This window comes from Empedobacter sp. R750 (assembly GCF_030324345.1).
In the GTDB taxonomy this organism is placed as follows: Bacteria; Bacteroidota; Bacteroidia; order Flavobacteriales; family Weeksellaceae; genus Empedobacter; species Empedobacter falsenii_C.
Genome location: NZ_JACAGF010000015.1, coordinates 69,871 through 79,193, shown reverse-complemented (window position 1 = coordinate 79,193; position 9,323 = coordinate 69,871). Strand labels below are relative to the sequence as shown.

General features: G+C 29.6%; 9 protein-coding genes. 2 read left to right on the top strand and 7 right to left on the bottom strand.

The genetic code is table 11. The features are described 5' to 3' along the window. Positions 1–48 precede the first annotated feature (48 nt). The 4 genes from HXZ74_RS14020 to HXZ74_RS14005 all read right to left on the bottom strand — a co-directional run bounded on the left by HXZ74_RS14020 (position 49) and on the right by HXZ74_RS14005 (position 4,374). Positions 49–414, bottom strand: coding sequence for a hypothetical protein (locus HXZ74_RS14020; protein ID WP_286475926.1), 366 nt, complete (start codon positions 412–414; stop codon positions 49–51). Continuing rightward, entirely contained in the window at positions 414–2,540 is a 2,127-nt protein-coding gene (locus HXZ74_RS14015) for a hypothetical protein (protein ID WP_286475924.1), read from the bottom strand. Before HXZ74_RS14015 ends, HXZ74_RS14020 begins: the two co-directional genes overlap by 1 nt. Positions 2,541–2,607: 67 nt before the next feature. Further along, positions 2,608–3,312 carry a hypothetical protein gene (locus tag HXZ74_RS14010; protein WP_286475922.1) on the bottom strand — a complete coding sequence of 235 codons (705 nt, stop codon included), beginning with the start codon at positions 3,310–3,312 and terminating at the stop codon, positions 2,608–2,610. A gap of 141 nt (positions 3,313–3,453) precedes the next feature. Then, positions 3,454–4,374, bottom strand: coding sequence for a helix-turn-helix transcriptional regulator (locus HXZ74_RS14005; protein ID WP_286475919.1), 921 nt, complete (start codon positions 4,372–4,374; stop codon positions 3,454–3,456). A 320-nt stretch (positions 4,375–4,694) separates the two neighbouring features. Between HXZ74_RS14005 and HXZ74_RS14000 the strand changes: the two genes are divergently transcribed. Together HXZ74_RS14000 and dnaJ are read left to right on the top strand one after the other, a co-directional pair. Next, the gene (locus HXZ74_RS14000) at positions 4,695–5,252 is read left to right on the top strand and encodes a nucleotide exchange factor GrpE (RefSeq protein WP_038335626.1); all 558 of its coding nucleotides are present in this window, start codon (positions 4,695–4,697) and stop codon (positions 5,250–5,252) included. A gap of 14 nt (positions 5,253–5,266) precedes the next feature. Continuing rightward, the gene (gene dnaJ, locus HXZ74_RS13995; RefSeq protein WP_286475918.1) at positions 5,267–6,391 is read left to right on the top strand and encodes a molecular chaperone DnaJ; all 1,125 of its coding nucleotides are present in this window, start codon (positions 5,267–5,269) and stop codon (positions 6,389–6,391) included. A gap of 71 nt (positions 6,392–6,462) precedes the next feature. Here dnaJ and HXZ74_RS13990 read toward each other — a convergent pair whose 3' ends face one another. The 3 genes from HXZ74_RS13990 to HXZ74_RS13980 form a co-directional block, all read right to left on the bottom strand. After that, positions 6,463–8,247 (bottom strand): endonuclease, encoded by a 1,785-nt coding sequence (locus HXZ74_RS13990; protein WP_286475916.1) that lies wholly within the window; start codon positions 8,245–8,247, stop codon positions 6,463–6,465. An 11-nt stretch (positions 8,248–8,258) separates the two neighbouring features. Then, positions 8,259–8,786 (bottom strand): tRNA methyl transferase PRC-barrel domain-containing protein, encoded by a 528-nt coding sequence (locus tag HXZ74_RS13985; protein WP_286475914.1) that lies wholly within the window; start codon positions 8,784–8,786, stop codon positions 8,259–8,261. Between the two features lie 166 nt (positions 8,787–8,952). Then, positions 8,953–9,318, bottom strand: a complete 366-nt coding sequence (locus HXZ74_RS13980) for a heavy-metal-associated domain-containing protein (protein WP_280062940.1) — start codon at positions 9,316–9,318, stop codon at positions 8,953–8,955. Positions 9,319–9,323 lie beyond the last annotated feature (5 nt).

The following is a 9,323-nucleotide window of genomic DNA, read 5'->3' as shown; positions in this document are numbered from 1 at the left end:
ATTTTTTATTCCTTTCATAATTGTAAGATAAGTATTATATACCTTTTCTTACTCTGGAACTTTCGTTAGGATATCCACTTTCAATATATTAAAAATTATTGCCAATGTAAGTGGAATTGATTTAATTTGAAAAATACTTACTTGAAGAGAAGGTAATGCTAAAATAGAAGTTATAACATCTCCTACACCAGGTAATGACAAACCTATAATCGGATCTAAGTAATATTTATCCATTATCATAGAAATATTTTTCATTAACTTAAATGAAGTTGATGATTTTATTTCTTCTCTCCTTAATTCTAAGGATTTTTCTATCTCTTTATGATTATTCGCATATTTAAATTCTTTTTCGGTAAGGTTACTACTCGAATAATTATTAATTCCATTCTGTTTTCTTTCTCTTTTTGTTGTCATTATAGTACAATATCTTTTTTACCCGTTAAAAAATCCGAAAAATCATCATCTGAAAACTCCAAACCGCTTTTATGTAGTAAATTTATTAAATTCTCCTTCGTTTCATTTTCATTATTAGAAAGGTTTAATTTGGTAATAGTTATTCTTAATTCATCTGATATATCATGTAATCCGTCTACTTCATTTTTTAAATTATTTTTATAAGACTCTAATTGCTTATTATATTCCTTTCTAATAGACTCACTATTTTTAGTGTCCTCATGTAAAGAATTCCATTCATTAAACAAGCTTAAAGTTTGTTTTAATATTAAACTATGTTTTTGATTCATCTCTTCTAAAAGCGAATCATGTTCATTTTTATCTTCCTGAGTCTTTAATTCAGGTTTATAAATAGTATTTATAGTTGAATTAGTAATATTGGGATTTAAATTAACATTAGATATAAAATCTTGAGTAAACAACATTAAATTATCATTTACTTTTGTAGGAATTTGAACATCACTTAATTGTTTAATTTTAAATACTTTCGTGTGCTTTTCTTTAATATTACTCTCTAAAATTTCCTTTGCCAAGTGTAATAATTGAATAATTGATTTTAAATTTTCAGCTGCTTTTTTACGAACTTCAATATTTACATTAATAGAATTAAAAATAACAGAATTGATTTCTTTTAATTCATCTTGTAACTTTTTGTTAAGTTCATTCGTTGTATTTAAGTCATTTTTATAATTCTCAACATCGACTTCTGTTAAATTCATATCGTTAATGTACCCTTCGAATCTATTAACTGAAAATCCATGTTCTTGATCCCAGAAATATATTTTTTTACTATACTTCTTGTTTAATAACCCAAAGGAAATAAAATTTAAAATAGAATTAGGCTTTATAGGTTTTAAGAAAATGGAATTTTTATAGTCTGGCTCTAAGATTTGAATTGAATTTTTATAAGATTCAATATCATTTTCATTTATTGAAATATTACTTTTAATATCAAAAATATTCATTTTAATCTTAGAACATTCTTTCATTATTTCATTTCTTCTATTCTTTAAAACTTTCAATTCATCTCCTGTATAGATTAAATCTTCTAGTGATTTAAACTCATTAGTAAAAACAGAATCACAATAACTATAGAAAGCTTCAGCTTTAGGAAAATGAATTTCATTCATTACTTTATGTATTAAAATTAATCTTCCTAAATCACCATCAATAGTATTAACATCTTTTTGAATAATATTTTTTAAATCATTTAGATCTTTTCCTAAAATTATATTTTTTTCTTTCGCATCGATATAATGTGAAAATAAATTTGTCCCAGCCTTTATTATAGCAACTTCTTTACTTTTAGCTTTAGAAACTTCATTAAGTGTTTTTTTGGTGGTGTCTTGAAAATTGCTTGCTATCTCATTCAATAATAAAGAGCCTTTCTTTTGAAAACTCTCAAAAGACAAGAATGCTTTTTCATACATTTCTCGAGTATCCAAGAACTCTACAGATTCAAAATCAAAAAGCTCAGGGTCAACAGATTTTATTTTATCTCCAAAAATATCCCTCAAAAAAATAACATTTTCATTATAAATTGATTCTATTTTATCTCTAAGAATAACAAAATCTTTAAAATTATTTTTAATTTCATCAGCTCCTAATTCATATTTATCTACTATTGAATTATAGTTTTTCATCAAAATTATAGCCTCTTCATTTTTCTTTTTTATACCATCAGTGCCTGCTATCTTAGAAAGTACCCCTCCTGCTTTATTTTTAAATTTTTCTGGAAGATTAATATTATTAATTAACGGAAGTATATTTTTCTCTATGTTCTCTAAATTATTTAAAAAAAACTCTACTGCAGTTTTATTCGATTCAGTTTCCAAAATTACTGGTAATCTAGCATCATTTATAAGAGTCCTTCTATAATCATTGCTATAAAAAGTTTTATGAATATTATCATCACATGCATAATATTCATATGCCTTTGTAATTAAATTATTCAATTCTAATGAATCTTTCTCTACACCAAAACTTCGTAGAGAATCCGCTAATTCTTTTCTAGTCATGAATTGATTGTTTTCTTGTAACAATCCAGCGATTCGTTTAATTTCTTTGAAAATATCTACTTCTTTCATATGTAGTTAATTATTTATGAATTATGTGTTTGCTTTTAATATTAATTCTATTTTTACAATTTTAAAATCATTGAAATGATTTAATTACCTCCCCATTCTTCTCTTCCAAAAACGCTTTCCACGCCTCTGGCGAAAAATAAGCAGAAGTATGTTTGATGAAAGTAAGGTTGATTTGTTGTCCATCTATAACGATAGATGCCGTACGTGGGCTCACGTTATTGATTTCGGGATGAACCATGCGATCAGTTCGTTGAATATTTAATTTATCCATCATACGCTCGAAAGGTTCGGCAGCACGAACACCAATAAAAATACAATCTGTTGGTTTTAGAATTTTCACCAATTCAACAAAAGTCTCCCATCCTAAATCAAAATCTTTTATTGTCGGTTGTTCTGTATTTTTACTATTATTGATGTTGCTGTAATTCATGCTTCGTTGCACGAAATTATAATAAGCCAATTGGCTCCATAATTTATTTTCATCAATAAGTTTATTCCCAAATAAAGCACTAAATAGATTTTTCAACGGTTTATGTTCGTATGCTTTTTGAATTTGTGTTTGATAGATTGTATTTCGTGTAAAATCATTTTTAGCTGATAAATTCAGATTTGTTTGAAAAGCATCCATCGTTTCTCCATCAGCATAATGTGATTCTCCAATAATCAACAATCTTTTGTGTTGATTAAAATAATTTTCACCAATCCAAGGTAACCAAGTTAAAGTTGAAATTTGGTTGAGTCTTTTATCCTCTTTTGTATAATTTAGATTCATTCTCTAATTTTCATTAAATTTCATACTCAAATCGGACAAAACACGTCTCTTTGTTTTCGAAATATTTATTTAATTTTTAATATTTTTCAAATGTATTTTATTTATCAAAGCTTCCTTTACGGTTTCACGTAATTGAAGTTTTTATTTTTGATTCCTTAGATTATTCAATCCTACTTCCAAAAATTTAAGATATTCTTCCCTTACAGCTTTTGGTTCTAGTGATAATAATCTTTCGTTATGCGTTAATAATTCTTGATAAAAATCATATTCTGGAACTAAATTTAATTCCAATTTCAACTCATTTTGGTTATCAATAAGAATTTTTTGCGAATGATGAATAGGTAATGATTTGACATACATTCCTTGCATCGGAATCAAAGACAGCGTTATTTTGATTGGCTCTTTTCCTAATGTCGACATAATACCAAAAGAATTGACAAACATCTCTTCAATATTCACGTCATTATTCTTTATAAAAGTAGAAGAGTGAATTTCTAAGTTTTTGATTCTATCCAATCCATACGTTTTCAAAGTAAAGTCTTTATCGTTTCGATCTTTTGCAATCAAATACCAACGATTTCTAAATTCTTTGACTGCATAAGGTTCTAACACTTTCTCAATCGGAATTCCTTCCCAATATTTAGTATAAGTACAACTAATTATTTTTGAGTTTTTAATTGCATAAATAAAACCATCAAGATTCTCTAAACCAGAAGCTTGTCGCTTTTCAAAAAGTAGGATATTTGTTTGATCGGAAGTTTTTTTATAAGCATTCATCAAAATCAAAATGTCGAAAATGGTTTGATTAAACTCAACATCATCAACTATCAGATAAAGCATTGTCGAACGATTAAATTTTGTTTCTATATTAAAAAGGTCACAAAGCAGTTTACGATCTCGCTTAAAAGTTTTTTCACTAAAAGCTAAGTCGCTGTCAAATCCTCCATCATTATACTTTTCCTCTAAATAAAGTTGAACTTCTCTAAATGTTACACCATTTGGTTTTGATTTTAGATAGTTTGATATATTCATCAACCGAAACATTTGTTCTCTTTTAGCCATATTTTGTAATTTTAAGACAAACATAAAACAACAAACGGACAAATAATGTCCGTTTTTTTTATTTTAAAATTATTTTTCGAAAAACTTTATTTGCTCGTGTACTTTTATTTTAAAATAAATTTTTAAACCCTATGTCAAGTTGAATTCATTTCAACTTCGCAACCTCAAAGTAAAACTCAAATCAAAAAAACTTTATACATTTACCGAAGCACTTCTCGCGACAGAAGTGCTTCTTTTTTATTTAAAATCTGACAAAACGACACATAATGGGCATTGGCAAACTATTTGATTCAATCAGAAACAAAAAAACTAATAAGAATATGTCTGACCAAAATATACACGAAGAATTAGAAAACGAGAATCTTCAAGAAAACGTTCAAGAGAGTGATAACACTGTAGAACAACCGCAAGAAGAAACTGCTGGAAAGTCAGAATTAGAAATTGTTAAGGAACAATTAGCAAAAGAAAAAGACCAATATTTACGTTTATTTGCAGAGTTTGACAACTTCAAAAAACGTACATCGCGCGAACGCATGGATATTTTCAAAACAGCAAATAAAGAGGTAATCACTTCATTATTGCCTGTTTTAGATGATTTTGGACGCGCAATCAATCAAATTGAAAAATCTGGAGACGACAACTTACTTCAAGGAGTTGAATTAATCAATAATAAATTAGTAGAAACGTTACGTGCAAAAGGTTTGAAAGAAATGGAAGTAAAACCTGGAGACGATTTCAATACAGATTTACACGAAGCAATTACTCAAATTCCTGCTCCAACAGAGGATTTGAAAGGTAAAATTGTAGACGTTGTAGAAACAGGATATTTATTAAATGATGTAGTAGTTCGCTACGCGAAAGTTGTTGTTGGATTATAATTTAGATTAAGAAAATGTCATCAAAAAGAGATTATTACGAAATATTGCAGGTCGAAAAATCTGCAACATCAGAGCATATCAAGAAAGCTTATCGTAAACTTGCCATCAAATATCACCCTGACAAAAATCCTGGTGACAAAGAGGCAGAAGATAAATTTAAAGAAGCTGCAGAAGCTTACGAAGTTTTAAGCGACGACAACAAACGTGCACGTTACGACCAATTCGGACATGCAGGAATGGGCGGAGCTGCTGGCGGAGGATTCGGCGGTAGCGGCGGAATGAATATGGAGGATATTTTCTCTCATTTCGGCGATATCTTTGGAGGCGGAGGATTCGGTGGCGGATTTGGAGGTCAATCTCGTGGTCCACGTCGAATGAAAGGTTCTGATTTGCGTATTCGCGTAAAATTGAACTTAGAAGAAATGGTGAACGGTTGCGAAAAGAAAGTAAAAGTTAAACGTTTCAAACAAGCAGATGGCGTTACATCTAAAACATGTCCATCTTGTGATGGTTCTGGACAACAAGTTCGTGTTACCAACACATTTTTAGGACAAATGCAAACTGCTACAACTTGTGGTACTTGTCAAGGAGTAGGAAAAGTTGCTGACAAAATTCCTTCAGGAGCAAATAATCAAGGATTAATCAAAATTGAGGAAACAATCGACCTTAAAATTCCAGCTGGAGCAAGAGAAGGAATTCAATTGCAAGTTCGCGGAAAAGGTAATGATGCGCCTTTTGATGGTATTCCTGGTGACTTACTAGTTTTGATTGAAGAAGAAGAACACGACACATTAAAACGTGATGGAAACAACTTACATTTTGATTTGTATGTTTCTATTCCAGATGCTGTTTTAGGTGTTTCAAAAGAAATTCCGACTGTTAATGGAAAAGTAAAAATTAAAGTTGACAAAGGAACTCAATCAGGAAAAGTATTACGTTTAAAAGGTCAAGGTTTACCAGATTTGAATGGTTACGGAAAAGGTGATTTATTTGTGCATGTTAACATTTGGACACCAACTCATTTATCAAAAGACCAAGAAGCGTATTTTGAAAAAATGAGAGACGATGATCATTTTTCACCAGAACCTTCTAAAAATGAAAAATCATTCTTTGAACGTGTGAAAGATATGTTTCAGTAATTGAAAAATATATATCAAAAAAAATCCATCTCAATTGAGATGGATTTTTTTATTTATCATTAAGATACTTATTAATCAACAATAATTTTATTAGATTGATTTTTCGTTTTAACGATATAAACTCCTTTAGGTAATTTATTTAATCTAACTTTAGAATTATTTGTTACATTTTGAATCGTTTGAACCAATTGTCCATTGATAGTAAAAATTTGAATTGTTTCTTTATTTTCAATTCCATTGACAACAAACTCATGATTTTTAACTGGATTAGGATAAATAACTAATTTATTATTTTGCTTTTTAACCTCATCTGTTGCTAATTTTTCGTAACAAGTCCATGATAAATTATCAAAAGAAACACGGTTATTTGAAGTTTCATCAATCAACTCAATTACAACATCTCCTTCAACATTAATATTATCAATTTTTGTTGTTTTAGCTGTTTTAGAATAAGGTATTTGTCCTTTTACTTCTCCATTAATTTTTAATGTATAAAATCCATCAGAATCTGCAAAAGGAAGATATGTTTTTACTGATAAAGAACCTATTCCTCCAGAAATTGTAGATGATTTTAAATTTCCTTTTCTAATACAAATTGCTTTATTACTATCTCCATCGATATAAATTTGCTTGTCTGTTCTTGCATTTGTTGCAGTCCACACAATTCCTCTATTCGACCAAGTTCTATCTGTATAAGATGATGCTGGAGGCGTACTTCCTGTAGATGGAATATTTTCAAAATCCTCTGTTCCACAGCTTGTTCCTTCTCCTGAACCTCCTCCTGTATTAGATTCTTTTGTTGTTACTTGAATTGCAGTACTATTATCCGATTTATTTCCAGCCGCATCTTTTGCAACAACATAAAAAGAATAAGTTGTCGAAGGATTTAATCCAGAAACTGTTCCGTTATTACTATAAACAGTCGTATTATAAGTGTTATCTACATAAATATCATATCTATTAACACCTACATTATCTGTAGAAGCTGTCCAAGTTAACGACACACTTGATGACGTAATCGTTGTTGAAGCTAAATTTGTTGGCGCAGTAGGTTTTTCAGTATCTTCTTCAGAACCTCCTCCTTCACCAAAAGATTCTGGCCAATTATTTTGCGCTTTAGGACCTCCCCAAATAACAGTTGCTAAATATGGATTATCGATAAATGGATTTCTATTTCCTTGAACATTCGCTACAACGTTATTTCTTTGAATTTCAAATTGTGAAACAGGATCTTCTACATTCCATTTCAAAAGAATATCAGGGAAATCTGACGAATACGTACTTGGTCCAAAGGTAATGTTAAGAGGTAAAGTTCGTTTGTCATAACGTACATACATATACATTAAAATTCTCGCAACATCTCCTTTCCATTCATCACCTGGATACCAACCACCACGGCTCGTTTTCATTGCCATTGCTCCTACTCCATCATCAAAAAGCAAACTTCCACGAGTACTATTCAATGTGACATCAGCAGGACGTAAATGATGTCCGTCTGATCCAGGTCCAGAAGTTCCTAAATTTGGCGTTCCTTTAGATTTTGCATAAACATGCTCTCTATTCCAAGATCCTGAAAAAACACGACTTCTTTGATGCGTACCTGAACTTTGAGATCCATAAATCAACAATAAATTAGATGGATTTTGAGGATCGGCATCACTAGTTTGAAATAGATTTTTCAAACCTTCTGAATAAGAAACATTTTGCTTGTGAGTGTCAGTAATTAATTTAGCAAAATCATTTTTCAACTCATTCTTCGTTTTACTAAAATTAATGCTCGAGTAATACGCAGGTGCTTTTTGAGCTTGTGCGAATAATGCTAAAGCAAATGATAAAAAAGTAAATTTCAATTTCATTTTTATAACAATTATTTATTTAATAGTATAACTTCCTTGTTTTCATAAGAAAGCCTTAATGTGTAATTTTTCATTATCAAAGGAATTTGTTTTTCAAACTCCAAAAAATAGATTTTTCCAAATTGATAAAACCTCGCATTTATTTCTTCTTTCAAATGTATAGACGTAACATTCACTTCTATATCATCTATTAAAAATGGTTTTTCTAACCAACTTAAATTTTGTTCTTCAAAATAGAGTACGTCCATAAAAAGACCTGGATGATTTTTTCCTTGTCCTACAAAAATTCTGTTTTCGCGTTCATCAATTCCAATCACATAAACCGGAAATTCTTTTCCGCTAACATTTAAACCTTTTCGTTGTCCTATTTCAAATTTTTCTATTCCAGTATGTTCTCCTACAATAAAACCATCAAACAAAGAATAATTTCTTTGGCTTACCTTCCATGAAAGTTCTTCTTCTTTTGATCGAAAAGATGGTTTTTCTTTATTATAAATAGAAGAATTTTTTGGAATCTCTACAATTTGACCTATTTTCACTTCAATTAATTTATTTGCTCCTTTCCAAAAAAGGAAAGACAACAAAGATAGAATGTTAATGTTAACTAAAAGTTAAAAATTGAATTTTTATTTTTAAAATATTAACATCTTATAAACAAAAAAGGGATTTCAATTAGAAATCCCTTTTTTGTTTAATAATTTTATTTTAGTGACTATGTGTGTTAGCTTCACCAACTGAACCTTCACGATCATACGAACAACAAGAAGGTAAATTTCCGTACACTTTTTCTTCTGCACGTTTATTATCAGTATCGTGTCCAACCGCTACTACAGCGTTTTCTACATCATCAACTTTACTCTTTTTCTCATTCAATATGATATGTAAATTTTGCGTATTACTATCCCATTCAGCAGATTTTACGCCTTTTACACCATAAGCCGCTTTCTCTATTCGATCTTTACATTGCCCACAATTTCCTTTGACGTGTAAATCGTGTTTTGCATTTTTATTTTGTGCTTGTGCGCTAATTCCTAAAGTCGCAACCAAAGCAAAGGCTAATAATTTTTTCATTGTTT

Excerpts from the sequence above, each read along its gene's own strand:
- dnaJ (WP_286475918.1), top strand. The coding sequence starts at position 5,267 with ATGTCATCAAAAAGAGATTATTACGAAATATTGCAGGTCGAAAAATCT.
- HXZ74_RS13980 (WP_280062940.1), bottom strand. The coding sequence starts at position 9,318 with ATGAAAAAATTATTAGCCTTTGCTTTGGTTGCGACTTTAGGAATTAGC.
- HXZ74_RS13990 (WP_286475916.1), bottom strand. The coding sequence starts at position 8,247 with ATGAAATTGAAATTTACTTTTTTATCATTTGCTTTAGCATTATTCGCA.
- HXZ74_RS14010 (WP_286475922.1), bottom strand. The coding sequence starts at position 3,312 with ATGAATCTAAATTATACAAAAGAGGATAAAAGACTCAACCAAATTTCA.
- HXZ74_RS14000 (WP_038335626.1), top strand. The coding sequence starts at position 4,695 with ATGTCTGACCAAAATATACACGAAGAATTAGAAAACGAGAATCTTCAA.
- HXZ74_RS14020 (WP_286475926.1), bottom strand. The coding sequence starts at position 414 with ATGACAACAAAAAGAGAAAGAAAACAGAATGGAATTAATAATTATTCG.
- HXZ74_RS14005 (WP_286475919.1), bottom strand. The coding sequence starts at position 4,374 with ATGGCTAAAAGAGAACAAATGTTTCGGTTGATGAATATATCAAACTAT.
- HXZ74_RS14015 (WP_286475924.1), bottom strand. The coding sequence starts at position 2,540 with ATGAAAGAAGTAGATATTTTCAAAGAAATTAAACGAATCGCTGGATTG.